The sequence below is a fragment of the Pseudoxanthomonas yeongjuensis genome (genome assembly GCF_010093345.1).
Taxonomy (GTDB): Bacteria; Pseudomonadota; Gammaproteobacteria; order Xanthomonadales; family Xanthomonadaceae; genus Pseudoxanthomonas_A; species Pseudoxanthomonas_A yeongjuensis.
On record NZ_PDWT01000001.1, the window covers coordinates 1,463,074 to 1,487,869 of the forward strand.

Genomic DNA, 24,796 nt, shown 5'->3' on the forward strand with positions numbered 1-24,796 from the left:
ATCGACCGCATGCCGGCTGCGGCGCCAGCCGCGCTCCCCCGGCAACCGATTCCCTGACATGTCCCTCGCCGATCAACTGGCGGACGTGCAGGCGTCCGTGTTGAATGCCGTGGACCGCGATGCGGTGCTGGACGCGGCCGCCGGGATGCTGGCCTGCCGCCAGGCCGGCGCGGACGACCTGCGCAGCAGCCTGCAGGCGCGCGAACGCCTCGGCAGCACCGCCATCGGCCATGGCATCGCCATCCCGCATGGCCGCTCGCCCACCCTTGAAGCACCGCGCGGTGCACTGCTGCGGTTGCAACCCGCGGTCGATTTCAACGCCTCCGACGGCCAGAATGTCGATCTGGTATTCGCGATGGCCGTGCCCGACCATTACACTCACCAGCACCTGATGTTGCTGTCGGAACTGGCCGAGCGCTTTTCCGACGAACGTTTCCGCGCCGCCTTGCGCAACGCACCCGATGCACGGGCGATGCGCGCCCTGTTGCTCGACCAGACCCCATCACCCGAAACCCGCGCATGACCACCAGCATCACCGCCCGCGAATTGTTCGACCAGCAGAAGGACAAGCTCGCGCTGCGCTGGCTGGCCGGCATGAAGGGCGACCAGCGCATGCTCGAAGCCGTCGACACCATCGCCCGCCGCCCGTCGCTGGCCGGCTACCTCAACGCCATCTATCCCAACAAGGTGCAAATCCTCGGCAGCGAGGAACTGGCCTGGCTGGATTCGCTGGACTCGCGGCAACGCTGGGAAACCATCGAGAAGATCATGCAGTACCGGCCGCTGGCGCTGGTGATCAGCAAGAGCCAGTCCTGCCCGGAAGACCTGCGCGAAGCGGCCGAGGAATCGGAGACGCCGTTGTGGCTCTCGCCCAAGCGCGGCCACGAACTGCTCAATCATCTTTCGTACCACATGGCGCGCACGCTGGCCCCCCGGGTGACCTTGCATGGCGTGTTCATGGAAATCTATTCCATCGGCGTGCTGATCACCGGCGAAGCCGGCTCGGGCAAGAGCGAACTGGCCCTGGAACTGCTGAGCCGCGGCCACCGCCTGGTCGCCGACGATGCGCCCGAGTTCACCCAGATCGCCCCGGACGTGCTCGACGGCACCTGCCCGGAATTGCTGCAGGACCTGCTGGAAGTACGCGGCCTGGGTGTATTGAATGTACGCGACATGTTCGGCGACACCGCGGTGAAGAAGAACAAGTACCTTCGTTTGATCGTGCACCTGACCCGGCCGATGACCGAGCCCAATCCGCACGGTTACGAGCGCCTGACCGGCGACAGCGGCAGCCGCCACGTGCTGGATCTGGACGTGCCGCTGATCACGCTGCCGGTGATGCCAGGCCGCAACCTGGCGGTGCTGACCGAAGCGGCCACGCGCCTGCACATCCTGCGCACCAAGGGCATCGACCCGGCGGCGATGTTCATCGCCCGCCACAGCAACCTGCTGGAGCGCAGTTCGTCATGAGCGGCAATGCGACCGGCGTCGATCCGCACGACCAAGGCGATGAAGGTACCGCAGAGACCAGGCCCGCCGGTTCCTTGCCGACCGTGGTCATCGTCAGCGGCCTGTCCGGCTCGGGCAAGTCGGTCGCGCTGAAGACTTTCGAGGACCTGGACTACTACTGCGTCGACAACCTGCCGGTGGAACTGCTGCCCTCGTTCGTGCGCAGCCTGATGCGCGATGACGTATTGCCGCAGAAAGTCGCGGTAGGCATCGACGTGCGCAACCGCCACAGCGACCTGTCCAAGCTGGCGCAATGGCGCGCCGCGGTCACGGAACTCGGGATCGGCGCCACCCTGCTGTTCTTCGATGCCAGCGACGAGGTGCTGCTGCGCCGCTATTCGGACACCCGCCGCAGGCATCCGCTGGCCCACTTCGGCCTGTCCCTGCCGGAATCGATTTCGCGCGAACGCGAGATCACCGCGCCGTTGCGCAGCGAAGCCGACGTGGTCATCGATACCAGCGCGCTCAACGTGCACCAGTTGCGGCGCCGGATCATCGCCGAGCTCGCCTTCAACAACAGCATGACGCTGTCGCTGCTGTTCGAATCCTTCGCCTACAAGCGTGGTGTTCCGGGCGACGCGGATTTCGTGTTCGACGCGCGGGTGCTGCCCAACCCGCACTGGAATCCCGCATTGCGGCCGCTTTCGGGCCGCGATGCCGGCGTACGCGACTATCTCGACGCGCAGCCGGAAGTCCGCGAATACGTCGGCCAGGTCAGCAGCTTCCTCGACACCTGGCTGCCGCGCCTGCGCGGCGAGACCCGCAGTTACGTCACCATCGCCTTCGGCTGCACCGGCGGCAAGCACCGCTCGGTGTACCTGGCCGAGCGCCTGGCCGAACACGCGCGCGGCCAGGGTTGGGAGGAAGTCGCGACATTCCACCGCGAGCTGGATTGATTCCGGGGGGAAGTCGCGCCTGCGGCGCCGGGAAGGGGGAAGTCGGCGGCTGCGCCGCCTGTGAAGAGGCGGTGCGGGCGACTGGATTGCCTTCGCAACGAATCCGGAACGCTTCACCCTCCCTTCGCAGACCGCGCAGCGGTCGAATTTGCAGCCGCGGGGCGGCGGCTTCGCCCTCCACCTCACGCACCGCTTCCGGCATGTCATGCGCCTCTGCTAACGTTCCCCCATGGCCTGTGGCATTCTCCTCGTTACCCACCCCGGAATCGGCGCATCGATCCTGGCGATCGCCACCGCCCTGATGCGGCAATTGCCGTTGCAGGCGGAGGCATTCGAAGTCCCCCTGGATGCCGATCTCGAAACCTTGCTGCCCCAGGCTTCCTCGGCGCTGCGACGGGTGGACAGTGGCGCAGGCGTGCTGGTGCTGACCGATCTCTACGGCGCCAGTCCCAGCAACCTGGCCGGGCAACTGGCCCGGCTGGGCACGCCGGTCCGGCGCGTTTCCGCGCTGAGCCTGCCGATGCTGCTGCGGGTGATGAATTATCCGGAACAGGAATTGGACCAATTGCCGGCAACAGCCGCTGCCGGCACACGCAATGGAGCAATAATCGACGATGCTTGAGCGCGAACTCACCGTTTCCAACCGCCTGGGCCTGCATGCCCGCGCCACCGCCAAGCTGGTGCAGGTGCTGTCGGCCTATCGCTGCAATGCGACGCTGTCGGCCAAGGGCCGCGAGGTCAACGCCAAGAGCATCATGGGTGTGATGCTGCTGGCCGCAGGCCAGGGCACGCCGGTGACGGTGCGCGTGGATGGCGAAGGCGAAGCCGAGGCGCTGGAAGCCGTGGCCGCCTTGTTCGAGCGACGATTCGACGAGGAAACCTGACCGGTGCCCGCGCACCTTCCCGGCCACGGCGCATCGCGCGGCAGCGCGCTCGGCCGTGCCAGGGTGCGCCTGCCGCACGCGCTGGAGGTGGTCGAACAACGCATTCCCGCCGCTGCCGTGGGAAAGGAGCTGCGGCGCCTGCACGACGCGGTCGACTCCACCCGCGCCGAGATGCATATCCTGCGCGAGCGCCTGCATGGCGCCCTGGCCAAGGAAGTCGGCGAGTTCCTCGACCTGCATGCGCTGTTGCTCGACGATCCGGAATTGCTCCATGGCCTGGACGAACTGATCCGCGCCGGCCGCTACAGCGCCGATTACGCCTTGCGCCTGCAGCGCGACCGCCTGGCCGCGGTGTTCGACGGCATGGACGATCCCTACCTCAAGAGCCGCATGGACGACCTGGACCATGTGATCGGCCGCATCCACGCCCACCTGCAGAAGCGGACCCATGGCCCCAAGGGCGTGGCCGGCGACATCCTGGTCAGCGACAACGTGGCCCCGTCGGAACTGGCGCAGTTGCAGGTCCAGGGCGTGGTCGCGGTAGTGACCTCCGGCGGCAGTCCGCTCTCGCACAGCGCCATCCTCGCCCGCAGCCTGCACATGCCGCTGGTGGTGGGGGCCAGCAAGGCCCTGCAGAAGATCAACGACGGCGACGTGCTGATCGTCGATGGCGCCAGCGGCTCGATCGTGATCGAACCCGGGCCCGAAGAGCTGCGCGCCTACCGCCAGCGCCTGCGCGAACTGGCCAGGGAACAGAAGGAGCTTGGGCGCCTGCGCTCCAAGCCCACGCGCAGCAAGGATGGGATCGACATCGCCCTGCTGGCCAATGCCGAATCGCGCGAAGACGTGGCCAATGCCCATGCCCTGGGCGCGGCCGGGCTGGGCCTGTACCGCACCGAATTCCTGTTCCTGCAACGCAACGAACTGCCCGGCGAAGAGGAACAGTTCCTCTGCTACCGCGATGCCGTGCTGGGCATGAGCGGACGGCCGGTGACCATCCGCACCCTGGACCTGGGCGCGGACAAGGCCGACCGTACCGGACTGGTGCTGGGCAACGAGGACAATCCGGCGCTGGGCCTGCGCGGCGTGCGCCTGTCGCTGGCCAACGGCGACCTGTTCGACACCCAGTTGCGCGCCATCGTCCGTGCTTCCGGTTACGGCCCGGTCCGCGTGCTGGTGCCGATGGTCAGCAGCCGCGAAGAAATCATGGCCGTGCGCCGGCGCCTGAAGCGCGTCGCCGGAAACCTGCGCAAGCAAGGCGCGGAAGTCGCCGACGATATCCCGCTGGGGGCGATGATCGAAGTGCCGAGCGCGGCGATCGCACTGCACGCCTTCGTGGATGTCGTGGACTTCCTGTCGGTAGGCACCAACGACCTGGTCCAGTACCTGCTGGCGGCGGACCGGAACAACGACACCCTCGGCGACCTCTATTCGCCCCTGAATCCCGGCGTCATCCGCTTGCTCAAGCACATCATCAATATCGCCAACGAGCACCGGACGCCGGTCGCGGTCTGCGGCGAAATCGCCGGCGACGCCACGCTGACGCCGCTGCTGCTGGCCCTGGGCCTGACCGAATTCAGCCTGCATCCGGCCACCCTGCTGGAAGTGCGCAAGGCGATCCGCGGCAGCGACCTGTCCGCCTTGAAAGCCCGCGCCGGCAAGCTGCTGCAGGCACGCGACCGGGCCGGCATCGAGAACTGGCTGAAGCTGGCCGCGCGCCCGTAGGAGCGGGCCTTGCCCGCGATGCTCTTCACGGGTTATCGAATGAGCGAGCATCGCGCGCGGATCCTTCTCGCGCGCCATCGCCGGACACAACGGTTTCCCCCACCATTGCCAGCAACGATAATGCGGCCATGAATGCACCCACACAGGGCGCCAGCCTGCTGGCCATGATCGCCCCGCGCGTACTCGCCCAGGCCGACCGCCTGCGCGATGGATTCCTCGTCGCGCAGCCTTTCGCCCACTGCGTGATCGACGGCTTCTTCACCGATGCCTTCGCCCGCACCCTGCTCGACGAATTCCCGGCCTTCGAACGCGGCGACTCGCTCAACGAGGACGGCATGCCCGCGGGAAAGTCGGTGGTCGAGCGGATGCATGCGCTGGGCGACGGCTATGCCCGCCTGGACCGATGCGTGCGGTCGACCGGATTCCTCGAACTCATCGGCCGCATCACCGGCATTTCCGACCTGCTCTACGACCCGTGGTATTTCGGTGGCGGCACGCACGAGAACCGCGATGGGCAGAGCCTCGACAACCACATCGATTTCAACTACCACCCGGGCACGGGTTGGCATCGGCGCCTGAACCTCATCGTTTACCTGAACCCGGAATGGGAAGAAAGCTGGGGCGGCGCGCTGGAACTGCATCGCGACCCCTACGACCCGGAAGCCGACGAGATGATCGGCGTCGTCCCGCTGTTCAACCGCTGCGTGATCTTCGAAACCACCGAGCACAGTTGGCATGGGTTCCCGAAAATCCAGCTGCCCGCGGACAAGCGCGGACTGAGCCGTAAATCCATAGCCCTGTACTTCTATACCCGCGACCGGCCCGAGGAACAGACCGCGCAGGCGCATTCGACCATCTACGTCGATCGCGCCCTGCCCGCGCACTTCAAGCCGGGCCGCGTGTTGAGCGAACGCGATTGCGTCGAGCTGCACGACCTGATGGATCGCAGCAGCAGCCACAACCGTCGCCTGTACGGCGAGATCTCGCGACTGCAGACCGAACTGGGGCAAACCTTGTTGAGCCGCATCATCCAGGGCGTGCGGCGCCTGCTCGCCCGCGGCAAATTGCGCTAGCGCGCGACCCGGCATCCGGTCGGGGTGTGCAGATGCACACCGCGGGGGGATAATGCTGCGATGAACGCCTGACCTGCCGCCTCCCGCACGGGAGCGGCCCCACCGCTACCGGGAGTCGCGCATGGCAGAAGCCGTCCGCCACGACAAGACCGCGCGCCAGCTGAGACTGCTGTCCGATGCACTGGACAGCGGCCGGCTGGGCCCTGTGCGCCGTCTGATCAACACGCTGGCCCCGGCGGAAATCGGCAACCTGCTGGAATCGCTGCCACCCGGCAAGCGCGTGGTGGTCTGGGGCCTGGTCGATGCCGAGGACGACGGCGAGGTGCTGGTCCACGTCGGTGACGAGGTCCGCGAAAGCCTGCTCGCCGACATGGACCCGGACGAGATCATCGCCGCGGTCGAAGACCTCGACATTGACGACCTGGCCGACCTGGTCGAGGACCTGCCCGACACGGTCATCGATGAAGTGCTCAAGTCGATGGACCGCGAGAACCGCGAGCGGCTCGAGCAGGTCCTGTCGTACCCGGAAGACACCGCCGGCCGCCTGATGAACCCCGACGTGGTCACGGTGCGCGCCGACGTCAACGTCGACGTGGTCCTGCGCTACCTGCGCCTGCGCGGCGAATTGCCCGACCACACCGACCACCTGTTCGTGGTCAGCCGCCGCCGCCAGTACCTGGGGCGGCTGTCGCTCGCGTCGCTGGTCACCCATGACGACAGCACCCCGATCAACCGCCTGATCGACGATGAACAACCCGCGATCGACGTGCAGGAAACCGCCGAGGAAGTGGCGCGCCAGTTCTCCGACCACGACTGGGTCTCGGCGCCGGTGGTCGACGACAACAATATCCTGCTCGGCCGCATCACCATCGACGACGTGGTCGACATCATCCGCGAACAGGCCGAGCACCAGGCCCTGGGCGCGGCCGGCCTGGACGAAGACGAGGACCTGTTCTCGCCGGTCAGGCGCGCGGTGCGCGGCCGCCTGCTGTGGCTGGGCATCAACCTGTGCACGGCGTTCCTGGCAGCGGGAGTGATCGGCCAGTTCGAAGGCACACTGGAAAAGATCGTGGCGCTGGCCGTGCTGATGCCGATCGTCGCCGGCATGGGCGGAAACGCCGGCACCCAGGTGCTGACCCTGATGGTGCGCGGCCTGGCCCTGGGCCAGGTGGGCGCCAGCAATGCCAAGGTCCTGCTGTGGAAGGAAGTGCGCGTGGCCCTGATCAACGGCCTGTTGCTGGGCAGCATCGTCGGTCTGGTGGCCTTCGTCTGGTTCCGCGAATGGCAGTTGTCGCTGGTGATCGGCGCGGCCCTCACCATCAACCTCTGCGCCGCCGCGCTGGCCGGCGTGCTGGTGCCGCTGACGCTCAAGCGCATGAACATAGATCCCGCGCTGGCCGGCGGCGTGGTCCTGACCACGGTGACGGATGTCACCGGCTTCCTGTGTTTCCTTGGCCTGGCGACCCTGGTCCTGCTCCACTGAGGCATGCATGTCCCACGCGTGCCCTCCTGACCAGCGCAACCCGCGGCTTCCCGCCGCCGCTAGAATGAAACCGCAACACATCCCGAGCCCGACCCGGAGAGGCACGCACGCCATCATGCGATTGTTGCCTTCGCCGGCCCACTGCTGGAGGAACGCATGCGCAATCCGGGCAACTTTCTCATCGCCCTGCTGGCACTGCTGACGGCCATGGCGCTGGCTGGCTGCAGCACGACCGGCGAACCGGGGACCATCGGACGCTTCGTCGAACGCGAAATCGCCAGCGACGGCACTACCCGGGGATACGAGGTGTTCGTGCCTGCCGCACGGGCGCATCGCGGGAAACTGCCGATCATCCTGTTCCTGCACGGTTCCGGAGAGCGCGGATCGGACAACAGGATCCAGCTCGATGCCGGACTTGGACCCTATGTGCGCGAACATGCCGCGGATTTCCCCGCCATCGTGGTGTTCCCGCAGGTGCGGGAGAACGGGGAATGGATGGGCGCCAACGTCGACATGGCCCTGGCCGCACTCGATGCCGCGTCGCGCGAATTCGGCGGCGACCCGCAGCGCACCTACCTGACCGGCCTGTCGATGGGCGGTTACGGCACCTGGGAAACCGCGCTGAAGGCACCGGCCCGCTTCGCCGCGCTAGTGCCGATCTGCGGCGCGCTCCTGCCGATCAGCGACGAACGCGGGCTGTACGTGACCGGAGTGGCAAACGAGTCCGACCCTTATGCCGCACTCGCGGCGAAGCTGGGGCAAGTGCCGGTGTGGATATTCCATGGCGGCAAGGACCAGGTGGTTCCGCCCAACGACGACCGCAGGACCTTCGCCGCGTTCAAGGCCGCTGGCGCGGACGTGCGTTACACGGAATTCCCCGAAGCCGACCATAATTCATGGGATGCGACCTACCGCCACGACGCCATGTGGCAGTGGCTGTTCGCGCAGCGCAGGCACTGAGGTAGGCGAATACATGGCCGAGATCATCCGCAATTACTTCACCCCACGCTGGCGCAGCGACGACATCGCCTGCGCCTGCGGATGGCGCGGCGATTCCAGGGCGATGGCCATGGAGCTGCATGAGGAAGTCACCGACTACGCATGCCCCGCCTGCGAATGCACGCTGCTGATCGTGTCCCACCCGAGCATCGACCAGGTCAGGCAGGCAGCGGCCGAAGGCAACCTTGAAGCCGGCCAGCAGCTTTCGATCATCGAGGAAGCGCTCGCGGCCTACGGCAAGCCCTCGTCCTGACCCGTTGCCGGCGTTGACGATGGCGCGTTGTCGCTGTCAGCGTTTTTCGATCCAGAGACTGCCGCCACCGGCTGCCGCTTCCGTTCCCGCTATGGTGTGGTGCATGAGTTCCGGATATTTCCAGGCGCAATAGCTGCTGCCGAACACGATCCCGAATAGCGGGTTGTACATCAGCAGCGCCTGCAGCAGGTATTGCTCGTTCCACGAACGCCCCTGCTCCAGCAACCAGGATCGCGGATACTCGAATGGCAGGAACACATCATGGATGTGGATCCGCACCCCGGACGCCAATCGCGGCAGCACCTCGAAGAACAGGTGGTTGACATCGCTCCCCGCCTTGGACACATGCGAGGAATCGATGAACAGCACGTCGCCGGCCGCAAGCGCATCGAATTCCTCCAGCGGCACGTCCTGGACCTTGGCCTGGATGAGCCGGTCGATGCCGCAATCGGCACGTTGCAGGAAAGGTTCCGGATAAGGCTCTATGCAGGTGATGCGCATGCTCCCGCCAAGGAAGCGCTTGTTCACGTCCGCCATCAACAATGACGAATGGCCCGAACCCACCTCGATCACCCGTGCTGGTCGCCAGGCCCGGAGCAACACGAACAAGGTCTTGGCATCGAGCCAGCCGAACTGGGGATTGTCGGGAGAATAACGACCGGCAGCGGAAGCCCCGCCACTTTCCGTGTAATCGAAATCGGCGATATAGCGCGGGAACTCCGCTTCAAGAAGTTGGCGGTGACTGGCATCGTTGAAATCGATGCCTGCCGGAAGGCATGGCTGCGCCGGCCACAATCGCGCCTCGCTGGCGGCAGCCTCGGTCCGATCCACTACCGGAGAATAAAAATGTCCGGAAGGCGCGAAATCGACTGCTTCCAACTTCCGCAACGCGGCACGCAATGCCCGGTGCAGCAATGATCCTGCACTCATCGACGCGCCACCTCTCCCGCTGGCGCCGGATAACCGGATGCCAGCAACGATTCCAGCACCGCCATGCGGATGGCGACGCCGTTGCTTACCTGGCGCAGCACCAGCGACTGCGGGCCATCGGCCACTTCATCGGTGATCTCGACGCCGCGGTTGATCGGCCCCGGATGCAGCACCACCGCATCCGGCGCGGCACGGCGCAGGCGCTCGACGGTCAATCCATAACGCGTGTGGTAGTCGTCGAGCGAAGCGACCAGACCTTCCTCCATGCGTTCGCGCTGCAGCCGCAGCATCATCACCGCATCCACGCCCTCCAGCATGGCGTCGAAATCGTCGCCGGTGGCGCAGCCAGCCAGGGTCGCATCCTGCGGCAGCAGCGCGGCGGGGCCGCAGACGCGGATTTCGCCGGCGCCCAGCGTATGCAGCGCATGCAGGTCGGAGCGGGCGACGCGCGAATGCCTGACGTCGCCGACGATCAATACTTTCAGTTTCGAGAAATCGGCGCCCTTGGCCTGCCTCAGCGTCAGCACGTCGAGCAGGCCCTGGGTGGGATGGGCGCTGCGGCCATCGCCGGCGTTGACCAGGGTGGTGCCCTCGCCCGCCTGTCTGGCCAGCGCCTCGGCGGCGCCGTCTTCGGGATGGCGCACGATGAAACCGCGCACGCCCATCGCTTCCAGGTTCTTCAACGTATCCAACGCCGTCTCGCCCTTGCGCGCGGAGGAAGTGGAAGCATCGAAGTTGATGACATCCGCGCCCAGCCGCTGCGCCGCGATCTGGAACGAACTGCGCGTGCGCGTGGACGGCTCGAAGAACAGCGTGCAGACCGTGGTCCCCAGCAGCGAGTTGCGCTTCTGCGTGCGGCCCAATGCCGCATCGCGGATCTGGCCGGCGCGGTCCAGCAGGCGGCACAGGGTTTCCTTCGGCAACCCTTCCAGGGTCAGCAGGTGGCGCAGGCGTCCGTCGGAATCGAGTTGCAGGGTCATGCGCGGTTTCCAGTAATGTGTTTTCCTTCTCCCACCGGGAGAAGGTGGCGCGAAGCGCCGGATGAGGGAAGCAGGGTGACTTGGCTAACAACCCTCCATAAGCGCTGACGGGTCATTCCCTCATCCGCCCTCCGGGCACCTTCTCCCGGAGGGAGAAAGAAAAGATAAAGCTAAACCACCCGTATCGCATCGTGCGGCGCCGCCAGCCAGCGTTCGATGATCACCGCCGCCGCCACCGCGTCCAGCGCCACCGCATCGCGACGGCGCTTGCGCCCCTCGGCGCGGTCCAGCGCGAAACGCTGCGCCGCCTCGACCGAACTGGAACGCTCGTCGACCAGTACTACGGGCAGGCTGTAACGCTTCAGCAGCTGTTGCGCGAAGGCATGCGCGCGCGCGCGGATCGGCTGGTCGCCGCCATCCAGGGTCATAGGGTCGCCGACCACCAGGCCATCCGGGCGCCATTCCGCGCGCAGCTTGTCGATCGCGGCCCAGTCCGGGGAATTGCCGTGCACGTCGATCACCGCCAGCGCGCGCGCGCCGCTGCCGAAGGCGCTGCCGACCGCCACGCCGATGCGCTTGGCGCCCACATCGAACCCCAGCACCGTGCCGTCCAGCTTCATGCCAGGCCCGTCACGCGTGGCCGCTGTAGTCGGTGACGCGGGTGATGTCGATGCCCAGCCGTCCGCCCGCCGCCTGCCAGCGCTGCTCCAGGGGCAGCGCGAACAGCAATTCGGTATCGGCCGGCGCGGTGAGCCAGCTGTTTTCGCCCAACTCGTATTCCAGTTGCCCCGCGCCCCAGCCCGCGCAGCCCAGAGCGACCACGACATGCGCCGGGCCTTCGCCTTCAGCCATCGCCTCGAGGATGTCCCGCGACGTGGTCAGGGCCAGGCCGCCGCCGATGGCCAGGGTGGAATCCCACTGGCGCTCGCCGTCATGCAGCACGAACCCGCGTTCCGGATGCACCGGCCCGCCGTTGAGCACGATCTGGTTGGCCAGCGCGGGATCGCGCGCCTCCAGGTTCATCTGCGCCAGCACGTCGCCCAGGCTGTACTCGGAAGCGCGGTTGACCACCACGCCCATCGCGCCTTCGTCATCGTGCTGGCAGATCAGGGCCACGCTGCGGGAGAAATTGGGATCGTCGAGCGCCGGCAGCGCGATCAGCAGCTGGTTGGAGAAACTGGCGGGGAAACTGGCTGGAATCGGGGACATGCGCCCATTCTAGAGCCTGATATCGCTTCCGGGTTAACCTGTGGCCATGACCAGCTATTGCGATTTCGCGCCCGGCCATCCGGTCCACGGGCCTTACCACGACCGCGAATACGGCTTCCCGCAGACACGGGAATCGGATCTGTTCGAGCGATTGGTCCTGGAGATCAACCAGGCCGGCTTGAGCTGGGAAACCATCCTGAAGAAGCGCGAGGGTTTCCGCGGCGCCTACTCCGGCTTCGACGTGGACAAGGTGGCGGGTTATGGCGAGGAGGACCGCGTCCGCCTGCTGGCCGACGCCGGCATCATCCGCAACCGGCTTAAGGTGGATGCGGCGATCCACAACGCGCAGGTGATCCGCGGCCTGCGCGATTCGCATGGCGGTTTCCTGCGATGGCTGGAAGCGCAACACCCGTTGCCGAAGGCCGAATGGGTGAAGCTGTTCAAGAAGACCTTCCGTTTCACCGGCGGCGAGATCACCGGCGAATTCCTGATGAGCCTGGGCTACCTGCCCGGCGCGCACCGCGAGGATTGCCCGGCGTTCAAGCGGGCGGCGAAACGGAAGCCTGCTTGGATGCGGAAGGCATAAGATCTATTCAAACCTCCATTGCCTTTTTAAGAACTGCATGGGCGGAAGAATTGTGCTAGCTCGTGACGTGATGATGCAACATGAATGGGCCCTCCCTTGTTGACAATTGGATTCTGCTCTCTTACAAAAGAGCAGGCACTCAGTGTGAGTGCGGATATTTCAGGTAATCAAAAGGAGATGATTAGTGAACAAGCTATTTATTGCAGCAATATGCCTAGCGGGAAGTGCAACTAGCTTTACTGTATCAGCACAAACCGCACCTCCCCCTACCCCTCCTAGAGCCATACCGACCGAGCCTTCTGTCGGCTGTAGGGCTGTTGCAGCATTTGCTACTGCTGCACTCGCCTACGTAGTGGGGAGGCGTCTTGGCGGGACAGCTGGGGCATCGGCAGGCGCAGCAGCGGCTGGGGCTGATGCTGCTGCACAGGAGGTGGGGCAAGCTGGTTTAGCTGCTGGCTGTGAGTCCACCATCAGGTGGCTGAGTGATGGTTACAACACCAGTAATTATCAGAATCTCCAACTTTTGGAGGACTGGGAACAGACTTGCGATCTGGGGCCATGCGCACCACTACCAGTACGGCGCTCCCCAGGGATGAGCGTTAGTGCCAATGGCCTATATAACGAAATGCTCGACAACTCTGGCTGGCGCGATAGCTGGCTGCTTGTGAATAATCCTGGCGGCAGCGGCGGGATAAGCACGAAACCACGCTAACTTAAATGAACAAAACAAATGGCCCGGTGAAGTCCATTCTAATGCGGAGACTATTTTCTGGCTTAACGGTCTTCGCTTTTTTTATTGCTGGCTACACACTGTGCTTTGACATTCTGCCTCATACACTTCCCACAGGAACAAACGAACCATTTAAGAAGTATTGGCTAGGTATTTTCCTATTTTTTGTTGGTTGTTTTCTGCCAAAAAAAGAATAACTGAGATCAACAATATAGCGATCTCTACCAGCATGCCATTTGAGATGCATTGACCACAAAAATCCCCGGCATGCCGGGGATTTTTGTATTGAGCACTTTGTCTTTGCCGCAATTTCGGGCAAAAATCAACGCACTTCCGCGATCTCCACCCCGTCCAGTCCCTGCGCCAGGGTGCGCGCATCGCCGCCCTGGGCCAGCTTGATCCGGAGGCGCACCTCGTTCTGCGAGTCGGCGAACCGCAGCGCGTCCTCGTAGCTGATCTCGCCGGCCTGGTACAGCTCGAACAGGCTCTGGTCGAAGGTCTTCATGCCCAGGTTGGTGGATTCCTTCATCACTTCCTTGAGCTTGTGGATCTCGCCTTCGCGGATGTAGTCCTGGACCAGCGGCGTGCCGAGCATGATCTCCATCGCCACACGCCGGGCCTTGCCGTCCGGCGTCGGGATCAGCTGTTGCGCGACCACGCCCTTGAGGTTCAGGGAAAGATCCATCAGCAGTTGTCCGCGACGGTCTTCCGGGAAGAAGTTGATCACCCGGTCCATGGCCTGGTTGGCGTTGTTGGCGTGCAGCGTGCACAGCACCAGGTGGCCGGTCTCGGCGAAGGCGATGGCGTGGTCCATGCCCTCGCGGGTGCGCACCTCGCCGATCATGATCACGTCGGGCGCCTGGCGCAGGGTGTTCTTCAGCGCGTTGTCCCAGCTGTCGGTGTCGATGCCGACTTCGCGCTGGGTGATGATGCAGCCCTCGTGCTTGTGCACGAATTCGATCGGGTCCTCGATGGTGATGATGTGGCCGGTCGAATTGAGGTTGCGGTAGCCGATCATCGCCGCCAGCGAGGTCGACTTGCCGGTGCCGGTGGCGCCGACGAAGATGATGATGCCGCGCTTGGTCATCGCCAGCGTCTTGATGATCGGCGGCAGGTTCAGCTCTTCCACCGTGGGGATGCGCGCCTCGATCCGGCGCAGGACCATGCCGACCTGGTTGCGCTGGTAGAAGCAGCTGACGCGGAAGCGGCCCACGCCGGCCACGCCGATGGCGAAGTTGCATTCGTGGGTCTTCTCGAACTCCTCGCGCTGCACCGGCGTCATCACGTTCAAAACCAGGTCGCGCGACTGCTGCGAGGTCAGCGGCGTCTGCGTGATCGGCGAGATCTTGCCGTTCACCTTGATCGACGGCGGCATGCCGGAGGTGATGAACAGGTCCGACGCCTTCTGGTGCGCCATCAGCTTGAGGAACGAGGTGAAATCGATGGTGCTCATGGGATTACCTCTGGAAGAGGCCACCTTCCGGACAGGTTGGTGGTTGGTGGCTCGTGGTTGATAGCGGGGCCGTGCTTACCACGAACCACGAACTACCAGCCACTAACTGGATCATTCGAACAACCGCTTGTCTCTCGCGTATTCCTTGGCCTGGTGGCGCGTGATCATCGAGCGCTTCACCAGGTCCTGCAGGTGCTGGTCGAGGGTCATCATGCCGAGCTGCTGGCCGGTCTGGATCGCCGAATACATCTGCGCGACCTTGTCCTCGCGGATCAGGTTGCGGATGGCGGGCGTGCCGACCATGATTTCCCACGCCGCGGTGCGGCCACCGCCGACCTTCTTCAGCAGCGCCTGCGAAATCACCGCGCGCAGCGACTCCGACAGCATCGAGCGGACCATCGGTTTCTCGCCGGCCGGGAACACGTCGATCACGCGGTCGATGGTCTTGGCCGCCGAGCTGGTGTGCAGGGTGGCGAACACCAGGTGTCCGGTCTCCGCGGCGGTCAGCGCCAGGCGGATGGTTTCCAGGTCGCGCAACTCGCCGACCAGGATGTAGTCGGGATCTTCGCGCAGGGCCGAGCGCAGCGCCTCGTTGAAGCCGTGGGTGTCGCGATGCACTTCGCGCTGGTTGATCAGGCACTTCTGCGAGGTGTGCACGAATTCGATCGGATCCTCGACGCTGAGGATGTGGCCGTATTCGTTCTTGTTGATGTGGTCGATCATCGCCGCCAGCGTGGTCGACTTGCCCGAGCCGGTCGGGCCGGTGACCAGGATCAGGCCCTGCGGCTGGTTGATCAGTTCGCGGAACAACGGCGGGCAGCCCAGGTCTTCCAGGGTCAGCACTTCGGAAGGAATGGTGCGGAACACGGCGCCGGCGCCGCGGTTCTGGTTGAAGGCGTTGACGCGGAAGCGCGCCAGGCTGGGAATCTCGAAGGAGAAGTCGACTTCCAGGAATTCCTCGAAGTCGCGCCGCTGCTTGTCCGACATGATGTCGTAGACCAGCGAATGCACCTGCTTGTGGTCCAGCGCCGGGATGTTGATCCGGCGCACGTCGCCGTCCACACGGATCATCGGCGGCAGGCCGGCCGACAGGTGCAGGTCCGAGGCTTTGTTCTTGACCGAGAACGCCAGAAGTTCGGCGATATCCATACGCTGCTTCCCCAAAAATGCTGCGACTGGTGGAACGATACATCCCCGCGAGGCAGTATAGCGCCCTCACCGCCATATCCAACGGTTGAAGGATTATGCTCGCCCAGCGCCTCAGCGCAACACTGCAAAGCCTTGAAAACGCAGCGATCGCGGCGCACCGGCCAGTACCGCGATTGCTGGCGGTTTCCAAGACCCAGACCGCGGCGGCGATCGCGGCATTGGCGGCCGCCGGACAGCACGCTTTTGGTGAGAACTACGTCCAGGAAGCCCAGGCCAAGATCGGTGAGTTGGCGGCGCAGGAACTGGAGTGGCACCTGGTCGGCCACCTGCAGTCGAACAAGGCGGAACTGGCCGCAAACCTCTTCGACTGGGTGCAGACCGTGGACCGGACCAAGCTGGTTGCGGCGCTGGCCAGGTTCCGCCCAGGGGACCGCGCGCCACTGAACGTGCTGATCCAGGTCAACATCGACGACGAGGCCAGCAAGCATGGTTGCGATCCACGGGATATCCCTGGCCTGGCAACCGCCATCGCCGCGGAACCGCGCCTGGTCCTGCGTGGCCTGATGGCGATTCCCGCGCCGCATCCCGATATCGAAATGCGGCGCGCCGCCTATCGCCGCATGGCCGGGCTGTTCGCCGATCTCGCGACGCGGCATCCGCAGGCCGACACCTTGTCGATGGGCATGAGCGACGATTTCCCGCTGGCCGTCGCCGAAGGTGCGACCATGGTCCGCATCGGCACCGCCCTGTTCGGCTCCCGCGCCACCACATCATGAGGGAACAAATGAGCAACTCCGCGAACATCGCCTTCATCGGCGGTGGCAACATGGCCCGCAGTCTGATCGGCGGATTGATCGCTCGTGGCGCGAGCGCCGCCAGCATCCGCGTTGCGGAACCGGTCGAGGTCCTGCGCGAATCGCTGGCCCGGGATTTCGGCATCGAAGTCTTCGCTACCGCGGCGGAAGCCGCGACGGATGCGGACCTCTGGCTGCTGGCGGTGAAGCCGCAGGTCATGCGCGTCGTGTGCGAAGGCCTGTCCACCCTCGCCCAGTCGCGCAAACCGCTGGTGGTCTCGATCGCAGCGGGAATCACCGCCTCGCAGATGCAGCGCTGGCTGGGCGGCGACGGCGCGGTCATCCGCGCCATGCCCAACACGCCCGCCTTGCTGGGCGCGGGCGTGACCGGCCTGTTCGCAAGCGCGCAGGTCGATGCGGCCGGCCGCGCGCGCGCCGAGGAACTGCTTTCCAGCGCAGGCAAGACCGTCTGGATCGACGACGAGGCGAAGATCGATGCGGTCACCGCCGTGTCCGGCAGCGGACCGGCCTACGTCTTCCTGCTGGCCGAGGCGATGGAGGCCGCGGCCAAGGCCGAAGGACTGGCGGACGATGCGGCACGCACCCTCGTCCTGCAGACGGTGCTCGGCGCGGCGCGCATGCTGACCGAATCCGACGAAGCGCCAGAAGAATTGCGCAAGCGGGTGACCTCGCCCAACGGCACCACGCAGGCGGCGATAGAAACCTTCCAGGAGGGCGGTTTCGAAAAGCTGGTCGGCAGGGCGATCCATGCGGCCAGCGAGCGCGGGCGGGAGTTGTCGGCGGCGAATGATTGAATTCTTGGACTCTCGGATCGTCATCCCGGCGCAAGCCGGAAGCGCCTTTCAACGGCGAAGCTGGCCATCCATTCTGCTGTTGTTTGCGTCTTGGTCAGCAACGGCAGGATCAAGGTGGATCCCGGCTTGCGCCGGGATGACGAATCGGAAATATCTTCATAGTGCGGCAGACCCGATAAGCGAACAAAGACCACGATGAAACGCATCCCACTATCGATCCTCGCCCTGCTCCTTGCCGCTTGTTCGGCCGGCGAAAAAGCGCGAGTCGCGGAATTCGTCCCGCCCGCCGACGCCTCCGTCGACTTCGGCGATTTGCGCGTGCACTACAACGCATTGCCGACGCTCAGCCTCAACGAGGCCGTGGCACGGGAATACGGCGTGACCAGGGATGCGGGATCGGCGCTGGTGGTCGTCGCGCTGCGACGCATCGCCAACGGCGAGGAGCTGGCTGCCGATGGCGAGGTCTCGGCCGAGGCCTACGACCTGCAGGGAAAAAGGCAGCGCATCGCTTTTTCCGCGGTCAGGACCGGCGGTTACACCGATCACATCGGGACATTCGCCATCAGCGAGCGCGACAGTTACCGCTTCGAGGTGAAGGTCGAATCCGGCGGACGCAAGGAAACGGTCAAGTTCCAACGCAACTTCTGACCGCCTGCCCATCCGAAGCGCGCGGTCGTCCGCACGCCTTTGATCAGCGCTGGTTGATCGCGTAGCGTCCCGGCCCCAGCAGCAGGATGGCGAGCGCGGTGACCAGGTACATGCCCTGCAACTCCATCGCCCAGCCGCCCTGCTCGTTGAGCTGGCCGAGCTGGGCCATATGCGCGAGCCCGAAAGCGAACAGCATGTTGATGGCGATGACGGCGGCGCCGATGCGCGCATGGAAACCCGCCAGCACCATCAGCGGCGCGACCACTTCGCCGACCAGCGCACCATAGGCCAGGAACGCGGGCAGGCCGTGCGCGGCCAGCATGCCTTCGATGGGCCCCAGGCCGTTCTTCAATTTGGCGATGCCATGCAGCAGGATCAGCGCGCCCAGTACCACGCGCAACACCAGCTTGCCGGAATCCTGCATTGCCGTCTGGTTCATGCCCTGCCTCCGTCCGTAGGTCGTACCGCATCATCGCAGAGATGCGCGATTTGCGGGAAGCCGCGGCTAGCCGACCTGTCGAGCCGACCAGGCCTGGATGATCGCCGCCATTTGCCGGACACCGTCGGTCAGCGCCGCCGGGCCCGGCTGCAGGATCAGCGGCGACTTGATTTCGTGCAGTTCGCCATCGCGCACCGCGGGGATGCCTTCCCAGGCGGGGCGCGCGGCGACCTTGTCGGGGCGGAATTTCTTGCCGCACCAGGAACCGAGGATGATGTCCGGTGCACGCCGCACCACTTCCCCGGCATCGGCGAGGATCCGGTGCTTGGCCAGCGGTTCGACCGACAGTTCGGGAAACACATCGTCGCCGCCGGCGATGCGGACCAGTTCGGCGACCCAGCGGATGCCGGTGATCGGCGGCTCGTCCCATTCCTCGAAATACACCCGCGGACGGCGCGGCAACGAAGCCGCCTGATCCTCGATCGCATCGAGCCCGCGCTTCAGTTCGTCGGCATAGGCATTGGCCTTGTCGCCGGCGCCCACCAGCGCGCCGAGGCGGCGGATGTAGTCGAGGATGCCGTCGACGCTGCGATGGTTCGAGATCCAGACCTCGACGCCGTTCTTGATCAGTTCGGCGGCGATTTCCGACTGGATGTCGGAGAAGCCGACCACGAAATCCGGCTGCAACTTGAGGATCTCGCCGATCTTCGCGGACGTGAACGCGCTGACCTTCGGCTTCTCCTTGCGCGCGATCGCCGGACGCACGGTGAAGCCGCTGATGCCGACGATGCGGTGCTGTTCGCCGAGCGCGTAAAGCGTCTCGGTGGGCTCTTCGGTAAGGCAGACGATGCGTCGCGGTCCGGTCACGAGATTGGATGCCGGGAGCGACTGTAGGAGCGGGCCTTGCCCGCGATGCTTTCGCATCCGGCATCAGGGACTTCGCGACTTGCGCCCCGAAGGAAGTCCCCTTGGGGGACGTCGCTCCTACATTCGCTCCCACACGCGTTCTTTACGTTATTCACGGGTACAGCATCCGCTTGTCCCACTCGCCGGCGGCATCGCATTCATAGCGCCAGCGCTCGTGCAGGCGGAATTCGGCGCCGTACCAGAATTCGATGACCTCCGGCACGACCCGGAACCCGCTCCAGCCCTCTGGGCGTGGGATCTCGCGCCCTTCGAATTCTTCTTCGACCTGGGCGATGCGGTCCTCGAAATCGTCGCGCGAGCCCAGCGTCTCCGACTGCGCCGAGGCCCAGGCACCGACCTGGCTCAGTCGGGGGCGCGAGGCGAAATAGGCATCGGCCTCGTCGTCGCCGACCAGTTCCACCAGACCTTCGATGCGCACCTGGATCCCGGCCGCGTGCAGGCTGCGCCACAGGAACAGCAACGCCGCGCGCGGGTTGGCTTCCAGCTCCCGTCCCTTGCGGCTGTGCAGGTGGGTGTAGAACACGAAACCGCGGGCGTCGAACGATTTCAACAGCACGGTCCGGGCCGAGGGCCGTCCATCCGCGGTCGCGGTGGCCACGGTCATGGCATTGGGCTCGAGCTCGCTGCCGGCTTTCGCCTCCTCGAACAACTCGGCGAAGGTGGACAGGGCTTCGGCGTAAAGATCGGTCATCGGTGGTTTCGCTCCCGGTTCGGTGGCTCGCTGGTGGAACCCGAAAACTCCGGATACTGCCCGTCATTCCCGCAAAGGCGGGAACCCAGTGACCTTGCTTTCAAGGGATTGAAGTCACTGGATCCCCGCCTTCGCGGGGATGACGATCAAGAGCAGAGTTTTCAGGTGCCTCGCCATAGCCTTGCGCTATTGTCGCTGCATGACCGCCGACACGCACGCCTCGGGAACGACAGGATTCGACCAGCCACTGGTCGCGGGCGCGCTGGAGGCCGCGTTGTCGCTCCCACAACAGGTGCCGGTATTCGCCATCGCCGGCCTGCAGGGTACCGGCAAGTCCACGCTCGCGGCGCAGTTGGCAGGCCTCGCGCAGGCCCGTGGGCGCCGGGTCGCGGTGCTGTCCATCGACGATTTCTACCTGACCCGCGCCGAACGCGAACGGCTCGCACGCGACGTCCATCCCCTGCTCGCCAACCGCGGCCCGCCCGGCACCCATGACCTGGGATTGGCGACAGAAACCCTGGATCGCCTGCTCGCGGGCGAGCGCACCGCGTTGCCGCGCTTCGACAAGCTCGCCGACGAGCGTGCGCCAACGATGCAATGGCCGACCGTGGAGGGTCGTTGCGACCTGGTGCTGCTGGAGGGCTGGTTCCTGAAGACGCCGGCGCAGTCCGCGGATGAATTGCGTGCCCCGATCAATGCGCTGGAGCGCGACGAAGACCGCGACGGCAGCTGGCGCGACTGGTGCAATGCCGCGCTGGCGCGCGACTACCCGGCGTTATGGCAGCGGATCGATGCGCTGTGGTGGCTGCAGGGCCCCGGCTTCGAAGTGGTGCCGGAGTGGCGCTGGCAGCAGGAACGATCGCTGCAGGCTGCGGACCCCCAGGATGTCGGCGGGCGCACCGGCATGGACCGTGCGCAGGTCGCGCGTTTCGTGCAGTTGTTCGAGCGCGTAAGCCGGCAGGCGTTGCGCACCCTGCCGGCGATCGCCGAACGGACGATCCGGCTGGACGCGCAACGGCGCCCCACCCTGCCTCCAAAGGGGACTTCCTTCGGGGCGTAGGAGCGGGCCTTGCCCGCGATGCCCTTGCCGTTGCCTTGTAGATCCGAGCTTGCTCGGATGCTCTTGATCTTCGCGAAAAGCATCCGAGCAAGCTCGGATCTACAGACCCAGAAGCATCGCGGGCAAGGCCCGCTCCTACAACAACAGGTCAGTCGACGACGAAGGTGATGCGCAGGTTCACCCGCCACTCGGCGACGTTGCCCTTGTCGTCGGTGACGACCTTGATTTCGTTCACCCAGGCGCCCTTGATGTTCTTCACCGATTCCGACGCCTTGCTCAGGCCATGCTTGACCGCGTCTTCCATACTGGTCTTGGAAGAGGCATTGACTTCGATGATCTTGGCTACCGACATGGTTCGCTCCTTGGTATCGGCGGGATTCCGCCGGGTGGTTCAAGGTAGTCCCGCGCTTGTTAACGCGTCGCCATGGAATGCAGGCCAGTGATAGCATCGATGGTCATGAATCCCGCTCCCAACCTGATCCTGGTCGGCCCCATGGGCGCCGGCAAGACCTCCATCGGCAGACGCATGGCCGAGCGCTTCGGACTCGAATTCGGCGATGTCGACCAGGCCGTGATCGAGCGCTGCGGCGCCACCATCGCCACGATCTTCGAACATGTGGGCGAAGCGGGCTTCCGCGAACGCGAGAAGGCGGCCTTGGCCCAGCTGCTGGACGGGCAAGGCAGGCTGGTCTCCACCGGCGGCGGCGCGGTGCTGGACTGCGACAACCGCCGGTTGATGCAACGGCATGGATTCGTGGTCTACCTGCGCGTGGGCGTGGATTCACAACTCAAGCGCCTGGGGCGCGACCGCGCCCGGCCGCTGCTGCAGCGCGGCGACCGCGAACAGGTATTGCGCGACCTGGCCGCGATCCGCGAACCCCTGTATGCCGAAGTGGCCGACCTGATGCTGGACACCGACGGCCTGTCGCCGGGAACGGCGACCTCCACCCTCGCCCACTTGCTGTCCATCCACTGGCAGCGCAGCGAGTGTGCGGCATGAGTGCGGCCGCGCGCATCGTCGAAGTCGCCGGCGAGCACGCTTACCGGATCGTGATCGGCCCCGGCGCGCTGGCCGACGGCGCGGCCCTGGCGAGCTTTGTCCGCGGCCGGCATGTATTGCTGGTCAGCGATTCCACGGTCGCGCCGCTGTATGCCTCCGCAGTGCGCGAAGCCCTGCATGAAGCGCGCCCGGACCTGCTGGTCGCGACCTTCGTGCTGCCCGCGGGCGAGGCCTCCAAGACCCTGGCCAATTTCGCCGCGGCAATCGAGGCGCTCGCCAGCCTGGGCGCGACCCGCGACGCCTGCGTTTTCGCCCTGGGCGGCGGCGTGGTCGGCGACCTGGCCGGTTTCGCCGCGGCGTGCTGGATGCGCGGCGTGGATTGCGTGCAATTGCCGACCACCCTGCTGTCGATGGTCGATTCCTCGGTCGGCGGCAAGACCGCAGTGGACATCGCCCAGGGCAAGAACCTGGTCGGCGCATTCCATCCGCCGCGCGCGGTGTTCGCCGACACCTCAACGCTGCGTACCCTGCCCAAGCGCGAACTGCGCGCCGGGCTGGCCGAAGTGATCAAGTACGGCGCGATCCGCGACCCGCGCTTCTTCCGGTGGCTGGAACTGGAACATGCGGCGCTGCTGGCCGGCGACGATGACGCACTGAGCCTGGCCATCGCCGGCAGCTGCGAACACAAGGCCGAAATCGTGGCCCGCGACCCGCTGGAACGCGGCGAGCGCGCGCTGCTCAATCTCGGCCATACCTTCGGCCACGCCATCGAGACCGAACAGGGCTACGGCAGTCCGCACAACGACAACCTGAACCATGGCGAGGCGGTGGCGGTGGGCATGGTGCTGGCCGCGCGGTTGTCGGCGGCGCTGGGCATGGCCGATACGGCGGACACCGACCGGCTCGCCGAGCTGCTGAAGGTCTATGGCCTGCCGACCACCATTCCCGCGGGTCTCGCCCCGGAATCGCTGCTGGCGCGCATGCGCCTGGACAAGAAGAACCTGGCCGGACGCCTGCGGCTGGTCCTGTGGCGCGGGGTCGGGCAGGCCGAAGTGGTGCCCGAAGTGGACGAAAACCGGGTGCTGGCGGTGCTCTCCGGCTAAAATGCCGGCATGCGCCTGTTCCTCCAGCAACGCCCCTCCGCGGGCGAATCGCCCCGCTACGTGCAGCTGACCCTGCAGCCGGACCTGTTCGGCGGCTGGGAACTGCTGCGCGAGACCGGCCAGATCGGCGGCCGCGCCCAGCTCAAGCGCGAACAATACCTGTTGCAGGACGAGGCGACCGCCGCCTTCGAGAAGGCCCGCGACGGCCACGTCAAGCGCGGCTTCCAGGTGACGTTCGTACGCGGCGCCGAGGCGCCGAAGACGTGAAGTCGCGCGCTGTGCAGGGTGAAGTCGCCTGTCGATGACATTCACGCCGCCGTAGTCTTCCCGCTCTCATTTGCCATCCACCCTTTTCAGGCAGCGTAACTGCCGACTTTACGACTCAAGGAACACCGACTTGTCCAACACACTCCGCAACGATCGCCTGCTGCGCGCACTCAAGCGCCAACCCGTGGACTGCACGCCGGTGTGGCTGATGCGCCAGGCCGGGCGCTACCTGCCCGAATATCGCGCCACGCGGGCCAAGGCCGGCAGTTTCCTGGCCATGGCCAAGAATCCCGAGATCGCCTGCGAAGTGACCCTGCAACCGTTGGCTCGCTTCGACCTGGATGCGGCGATCCTGTTCTCCGACATCCTGACCATCCCCGATGCGATGGGCCTGGAGCTGTACTTCGTCGATGGCGAAGGCCCGAAATTCCGGCATCCGGTGCGCAGCGCGGCCGATGTGGAAAAACTCGCCGTGCCGGACATGGAAACCGAACTGCGCTACGTGATGGACGCGGTGCGGGTGATCCGCCGCGAACTGGACGGCAAGGTGCCGCTGATCGGGTTCTCCGGCAGTCCGTGGACCCTGGCCTGCTACATGGTCGAAGGCGGCGGCAGCAAGGACTTCGCCCGGATCAAGGCGATGGCCCTGAACGACCCGGCGACCCTGCACAGGCTGCTGTCGATAAATACCGATTCGGTCATCGCCTACCTCGCCGCGCAGCGTGCGGCCGGCGCGCAGGTGCTGCAGGTGTTCGACACCTGGGGCGGCGTGTTGAGCCCGGCGATGTACCGCGAATTCTCCCTGCCCTACCTGACCCGCATCGCCCGCGAACTTCCGCGCGGCGACATCCAGGAACGCACGCCGCTGATCCTGTTCGGCAAGGGCAACGCCGCGCACCTGGAAGCGCTGGCCGACAGCGGTGCAGAGGCCATCGGCGTGGACTGGCTGGTGGAACTGTCCGAAGCGCGCCGGCGCACCGGCGGCAAGGTCGCGTTGCAGGGCAACCTGGATCCGGCCGTGCTGTACGGCTCGCCCGAGGCGATCCACGAACAGGTGCGCAACGTGCTGGCCAGCTACGGCCAGGGCTCGGGCCATGTTTTCAACCTGGGCCACGGCATGTCGCCGGACATGGATCCGGAACACGTCGGCGTGCTGGTCGACGCCGTGCATGCGCTGACCGCGCGCGCCTGAG

Annotated in this window: 30 protein-coding genes; 19 read left to right on the forward strand and 11 right to left on the reverse strand. The window is 65.6% G+C overall.

Annotated elements, in window-relative coordinates; translation table 11 throughout:
• The first annotated feature begins 58 nt into the window (after positions 1–58).
• The 10 genes from CSC74_RS06570 (at position 59) to CSC74_RS06615 (ending at position 8,822) form a co-directional block, all read left to right on the forward strand.
• Positions 59–523 (forward strand): PTS sugar transporter subunit IIA, encoded by a 465-nt coding sequence (locus tag CSC74_RS06570; protein WP_162313563.1) that lies wholly within the window; start codon positions 59–61, stop codon positions 521–523.
• Positions 520–1,470 (forward strand): HPr(Ser) kinase/phosphatase, encoded by a 951-nt coding sequence (gene hprK / locus CSC74_RS06575; RefSeq protein ID WP_162313564.1) that lies wholly within the window; start codon positions 520–522, stop codon positions 1,468–1,470. The genes CSC74_RS06570 and hprK overlap by 4 nt, the downstream gene beginning before the upstream one ends.
• Positions 1,467–2,405 carry an RNase adapter RapZ gene (gene rapZ / locus CSC74_RS06580; RefSeq protein WP_162313565.1) on the forward strand — a complete coding sequence of 313 codons (939 nt, stop codon included), beginning with the start codon at positions 1,467–1,469 and terminating at the stop codon, positions 2,403–2,405. Before hprK ends, rapZ begins: the two co-directional genes overlap by 4 nt.
• A 229-nt stretch (positions 2,406–2,634) precedes the next feature.
• The gene (locus CSC74_RS06585) at positions 2,635–3,027 is read left to right on the forward strand and encodes a PTS sugar transporter subunit IIA (RefSeq protein WP_162313566.1); all 393 of its coding nucleotides are present in this window, start codon (positions 2,635–2,637) and stop codon (positions 3,025–3,027) included.
• Positions 3,020–3,289: an HPr family phosphocarrier protein gene (locus CSC74_RS06590; RefSeq protein ID WP_162313567.1), complete on the forward strand. Its 270-nt coding sequence runs from the start codon at positions 3,020–3,022 to the stop codon at positions 3,287–3,289. The genes CSC74_RS06585 and CSC74_RS06590 overlap by 8 nt, the downstream gene beginning before the upstream one ends.
• A 3-nt stretch (positions 3,290–3,292) precedes the next feature.
• A complete protein-coding gene (gene ptsP, locus CSC74_RS06595; RefSeq protein WP_162313568.1) occupies positions 3,293–5,014 on the forward strand; it encodes a phosphoenolpyruvate--protein phosphotransferase in 1,722 nt (573 codons plus the stop codon).
• Positions 5,015–5,142: 128 nt separating this feature from the next.
• Positions 5,143–6,087 (forward strand): 2OG-Fe(II) oxygenase, encoded by a 945-nt coding sequence (locus CSC74_RS06600; RefSeq protein ID WP_246192960.1) that lies wholly within the window; start codon positions 5,143–5,145, stop codon positions 6,085–6,087.
• Positions 6,088–6,208: 121 nt separating this feature from the next.
• Complete coding sequence (mgtE, locus tag CSC74_RS06605) at positions 6,209–7,570, forward strand: magnesium transporter (protein ID WP_162313569.1); 1,362 nt, start codon at positions 6,209–6,211, stop codon at positions 7,568–7,570.
• A 156-nt stretch (positions 7,571–7,726) separates the two neighbouring features.
• The gene (locus CSC74_RS06610; RefSeq protein WP_162313570.1) at positions 7,727–8,530 is read left to right on the forward strand and encodes a carboxylesterase family protein; all 804 of its coding nucleotides are present in this window, start codon (positions 7,727–7,729) and stop codon (positions 8,528–8,530) included.
• Positions 8,531–8,543: 13 nt separating this feature from the next.
• Entirely contained in the window at positions 8,544–8,822 is a 279-nt protein-coding gene (locus CSC74_RS06615; protein WP_162313571.1) for a hypothetical protein, read from the forward strand.
• A gap of 36 nt (positions 8,823–8,858) precedes the next feature.
• On the opposite strand, the gene CSC74_RS06620 is transcribed toward CSC74_RS06615, so the two are convergent.
• From CSC74_RS06620 to CSC74_RS06635, 4 genes are all read right to left on the reverse strand, one after another.
• Complete coding sequence (locus CSC74_RS06620) at positions 8,859–9,752, reverse strand: class I SAM-dependent methyltransferase (protein ID WP_162313572.1); 894 nt, start codon at positions 9,750–9,752, stop codon at positions 8,859–8,861.
• Positions 9,749–10,732, reverse strand: coding sequence for an aspartate carbamoyltransferase catalytic subunit (locus CSC74_RS06625; protein ID WP_162313573.1), 984 nt, complete (start codon positions 10,730–10,732; stop codon positions 9,749–9,751). Before CSC74_RS06625 ends, CSC74_RS06620 begins: the two co-directional genes overlap by 4 nt.
• A gap of 170 nt (positions 10,733–10,902) precedes the next feature.
• Positions 10,903–11,352, reverse strand: coding sequence for a Holliday junction resolvase RuvX (gene ruvX, locus CSC74_RS06630; RefSeq protein WP_162313574.1), 450 nt, complete (start codon positions 11,350–11,352; stop codon positions 10,903–10,905).
• A 10-nt stretch (positions 11,353–11,362) separates the two neighbouring features.
• Entirely contained in the window at positions 11,363–11,941 is a 579-nt protein-coding gene (locus CSC74_RS06635) for a YqgE/AlgH family protein (protein WP_162313575.1), read from the reverse strand.
• A gap of 46 nt (positions 11,942–11,987) precedes the next feature.
• On the opposite strand from CSC74_RS06635, the gene CSC74_RS06640 reads away from it, so the two are divergent.
• Positions 11,988–12,527 (forward strand): DNA-3-methyladenine glycosylase I, encoded by a 540-nt coding sequence (locus CSC74_RS06640; RefSeq protein WP_162313576.1) that lies wholly within the window; start codon positions 11,988–11,990, stop codon positions 12,525–12,527.
• A gap of 1,052 nt (positions 12,528–13,579) precedes the next feature.
• Here the strand turns inward: CSC74_RS06640 and CSC74_RS06645 are convergent.
• On the reverse strand, positions 13,580–14,710 hold the full coding sequence (locus CSC74_RS06645; RefSeq protein WP_162313577.1) for a PilT/PilU family type 4a pilus ATPase: 1,131 nt from the start codon (positions 14,708–14,710) through the stop codon (positions 13,580–13,582).
• 111 nt (positions 14,711–14,821) lie between these two features.
• Entirely contained in the window at positions 14,822–15,859 is a 1,038-nt protein-coding gene (locus CSC74_RS06650) for a type IV pilus twitching motility protein PilT (protein WP_162313578.1), read from the reverse strand.
• 95 nt (positions 15,860–15,954) lie between these two features.
• Here CSC74_RS06650 and CSC74_RS06655 point away from each other — a divergent pair, with 95 nt between their 5' ends.
• A complete protein-coding gene (locus CSC74_RS06655; protein WP_162313579.1) occupies positions 15,955–16,635 on the forward strand; it encodes a YggS family pyridoxal phosphate-dependent enzyme in 681 nt (226 codons plus the stop codon).
• 8 nt (positions 16,636–16,643) lie between these two features.
• Positions 16,644–17,468 (forward strand): pyrroline-5-carboxylate reductase, encoded by an 825-nt coding sequence (gene proC / locus CSC74_RS06660; RefSeq protein ID WP_246192962.1) that lies wholly within the window; start codon positions 16,644–16,646, stop codon positions 17,466–17,468.
• Positions 17,469–17,488: 20 nt separating this feature from the next.
• On the opposite strand, the gene CSC74_RS06665 is transcribed toward proC, so the two are convergent.
• The gene (locus tag CSC74_RS06665) at positions 17,489–17,674 is read right to left on the reverse strand and encodes a hypothetical protein (RefSeq protein WP_162313581.1); all 186 of its coding nucleotides are present in this window, start codon (positions 17,672–17,674) and stop codon (positions 17,489–17,491) included.
• On the opposite strand from CSC74_RS06665, the gene CSC74_RS06670 reads away from it, so the two are divergent.
• The gene (locus tag CSC74_RS06670; RefSeq protein WP_162313582.1) at positions 17,664–18,116 is read left to right on the forward strand and encodes a DUF4426 domain-containing protein; all 453 of its coding nucleotides are present in this window, start codon (positions 17,664–17,666) and stop codon (positions 18,114–18,116) included. The genes CSC74_RS06665 and CSC74_RS06670 overlap by 11 nt on opposite strands.
• A gap of 43 nt (positions 18,117–18,159) precedes the next feature.
• Here CSC74_RS06670 and CSC74_RS06675 read toward each other — a convergent pair whose 3' ends face one another.
• The 3 genes from CSC74_RS06675 to pdxH form a co-directional block, all read right to left on the reverse strand.
• Positions 18,160–18,555, reverse strand: a complete 396-nt coding sequence (locus CSC74_RS06675) for a DoxX family protein (RefSeq protein ID WP_162313583.1) — start codon at positions 18,553–18,555, stop codon at positions 18,160–18,162.
• A gap of 66 nt (positions 18,556–18,621) precedes the next feature.
• Positions 18,622–19,422: a cobalamin-binding protein gene (locus tag CSC74_RS06680; RefSeq protein ID WP_246192964.1), complete on the reverse strand. Its 801-nt coding sequence runs from the start codon at positions 19,420–19,422 to the stop codon at positions 18,622–18,624.
• A 151-nt stretch (positions 19,423–19,573) separates the two neighbouring features.
• Positions 19,574–20,173: a pyridoxamine 5'-phosphate oxidase gene (gene pdxH, locus CSC74_RS06685; RefSeq protein WP_162313585.1), complete on the reverse strand. Its 600-nt coding sequence runs from the start codon at positions 20,171–20,173 to the stop codon at positions 19,574–19,576.
• Positions 20,174–20,372: 199 nt separating this feature from the next.
• On the opposite strand from pdxH, the gene CSC74_RS06690 reads away from it, so the two are divergent.
• Entirely contained in the window at positions 20,373–21,233 is an 861-nt protein-coding gene (locus CSC74_RS06690; protein WP_211369557.1) for a kinase, read from the forward strand.
• Positions 21,234–21,381: 148 nt separating this feature from the next.
• On the opposite strand, the gene CSC74_RS06695 is transcribed toward CSC74_RS06690, so the two are convergent.
• Positions 21,382–21,585, reverse strand: a complete 204-nt coding sequence (locus CSC74_RS06695; RefSeq protein WP_162313586.1) for a dodecin family protein — start codon at positions 21,583–21,585, stop codon at positions 21,382–21,384.
• A 105-nt stretch (positions 21,586–21,690) separates the two neighbouring features.
• Here CSC74_RS06695 and CSC74_RS06700 point away from each other — a divergent pair, with 105 nt between their 5' ends.
• The 4 genes from CSC74_RS06700 to hemE all read left to right on the forward strand — a co-directional run bounded on the left by CSC74_RS06700 (position 21,691) and on the right by hemE (position 24,795).
• Positions 21,691–22,233 carry a shikimate kinase gene (locus CSC74_RS06700; RefSeq protein WP_162313587.1) on the forward strand — a complete coding sequence of 181 codons (543 nt, stop codon included), beginning with the start codon at positions 21,691–21,693 and terminating at the stop codon, positions 22,231–22,233.
• Positions 22,230–23,336 carry a 3-dehydroquinate synthase gene (gene aroB / locus CSC74_RS06705; protein WP_162313588.1) on the forward strand — a complete coding sequence of 369 codons (1,107 nt, stop codon included), beginning with the start codon at positions 22,230–22,232 and terminating at the stop codon, positions 23,334–23,336. The genes CSC74_RS06700 and aroB overlap by 4 nt, the downstream gene beginning before the upstream one ends.
• Positions 23,337–23,345: 9 nt before the next feature.
• Positions 23,346–23,603, forward strand: coding sequence for a WGR domain-containing protein (locus tag CSC74_RS06710; RefSeq protein WP_162313589.1), 258 nt, complete (start codon positions 23,346–23,348; stop codon positions 23,601–23,603).
• A gap of 130 nt (positions 23,604–23,733) precedes the next feature.
• Positions 23,734–24,795: a uroporphyrinogen decarboxylase gene (gene hemE / locus CSC74_RS06715; RefSeq protein WP_162313590.1), complete on the forward strand. Its 1,062-nt coding sequence runs from the start codon at positions 23,734–23,736 to the stop codon at positions 24,793–24,795.
• Position 24,796: the final 1 nt, after the last annotated feature.